This window comes from Ruegeria sp. AG7 (assembly GCF_056541545.1).
Genome location: NZ_JBQFYP010000048.1, coordinates 1 through 1872 on the forward strand (window position 1 = coordinate 1; position 1872 = coordinate 1872).

Annotated in this window: 2 protein-coding genes; both read right to left on the reverse strand. The window is 53.8% G+C overall.

Annotated elements, in window-relative coordinates; genetic code table 11:
- Positions 1–81 precede the first annotated feature (81 nt).
- On the reverse strand, positions 82–714 hold the full coding sequence (locus tag ACR0BF_RS20290; RefSeq protein ID WP_480521566.1) for a tyrosine-type recombinase/integrase: 633 nt from the start codon (positions 712–714) through the stop codon (positions 82–84).
- A 201-nt stretch (positions 715–915) separates the two neighbouring features.
- A complete protein-coding gene (locus ACR0BF_RS20295) occupies positions 916–1596 on the reverse strand; it encodes a DUF6629 family protein (RefSeq protein WP_480521568.1) in 681 nt (226 codons plus the stop codon).
- Positions 1597–1872: the final 276 nt, after the last annotated feature.

The following is a 1872-nucleotide window of genomic DNA, read 5'->3' on the forward strand; positions in this document are numbered from 1 at the left end:
GGGCTCTGAGCGGCCGCTACGGTCAATCATGAGAGACGTCCGGTATGAGATGGCGGACGACTGCGGCCGTCCGCCAAGGCCTCAGATGTCGATCTTCTCGGCGATGCTGAGCGCGTCATCGAGTTCGACGCCGAGGTATCGCACCGTGCTGTCCACCTTGGTGTGACCCAGCAGGAGCTGGACGGCGCGGAGATTGCCGGTCTTCCTGTAGATCAGTGCGGCCTTGGTCCGTCGCAGCGAATGCGTGCCGTAGCCGCTTGGATCCAGTCCGATTGCACACACCCAGTCATGAACAAGGCGCGCATACTGCCTTGTCGAGATGTGCGGTGAGCCGTGGAACCTGCTTGGGAACAGGTTGACCTGTCCAAGCATTTGGGACGATGTGACCCATGCGAGCACGCTTCTGCGTGTATTCTCGGACACCTCGAACTGAACTGGACGCCCGGTCTTGCTCTGGATGACCGACACGCGGTCCCGGACGTTTCCACCAGCGACGAGGTCCACGACCTTGAGTCGAACCAAGTCACACCCGCGGAGCTTGCTGTCTATGGCGAGATTGAACAATGCCAAGTCGCGCAGGTTATCCGCGAGCTCTAGCCGAGCGCGAATGGCCCAAACCTGCCTTGGCAGGAGCGGGCGTTTCTGGCCGATCAGCCGCCCCTTGTTCCACGGCGGACGTGATGGTCGGATTGCCGGTAGCTGTTTACTGGACATGATGGAGTCTCCGTCCAGCCCTCCCACACCAGGCATCGGCACCGTGCCAACGCGCGGATTTTACCTTAAGAGGACGAGTGTCCGCTTCGCGAACATCTGTTTCTTCAAGCCTAGCTGCGGTGCGTTGGTCTGCTCGGAGCCCAGAACAGTCGCTCCATAAGACATCAATCGGAGCCTGCAGCCGATGCGGTAAGAAGAGAATTAGAGGGCTGGAGCGGTTCCAGTTTTCTTTTCCAGTGACCGCAGTACAACAATCATGTAAGCGGAAAGACCGGCCGCGAAAAAACACCAAATCGATGTAAAAGCGTGGGACGCGAAGAAAAAGCCGACCAAGACTGAGATCAGGATAAGAAGTCCAAAAACTCTGATTTTAGGGTGAGAAGACAACAGCAGCGGGACACAGATGATCACGGCATATATCACCCGCGCCACCATTTTGCTCGTTTCATTAGTGAACATCTCCGGATTCAAATAACGGATCGAATTGTGAATGAGGTCAATCTGCAGAATGCTTGGATTCAACATGATAGGCAGGTACAAGAGCGACCCTCCAGCAATGCCCAAAACTGTAAAGGCGATGAAGAGGCGTTGCCGAAAACGGTACGGCTCGCAAGCAGCAGCTGAAAATGGCACCCAAGTTGGCCAAAACCAGTACGCAAAGAACAGAAAAACCATCGCCGCTGAGACACTTTCATAACCTTGGTGCTTTTCAATTCCTAGCCACACAAAACCTTCCGCAACCTGCTGCATTCCAAAGAAAAGTGGATAAGTCGCTAGCGGTAAGATACGTACACCGACCCGCCAAGCAAGCGGAATTGTGATCGCGCTACTTGCGATCAAGACGCCGCCTACAGCAAAACTGGCATTTGCAGAAAAACACATACTCTTACAACTTTAGCACGCTTTGTCTTGCACGTCTCGTAGCAGCAAATTGGCTCGACAAATCACCCTAAACTGTCCCATTGGCGCTGACGTCAGACATCTTCGTCGCAAGTATCACCTCGGTTCAATGCGGACCTGGAAACGGGTTTCTTGATTGTCACTTTTTCCGTCCAAAGCGACCATTATTTCAAACAGACAGGGAATGCGTAGAGATGGCTTTTTAGATTAATAATTCCGTTAACGTTCGGTATAGGCCAAATCCTGCTCCCGCAACCA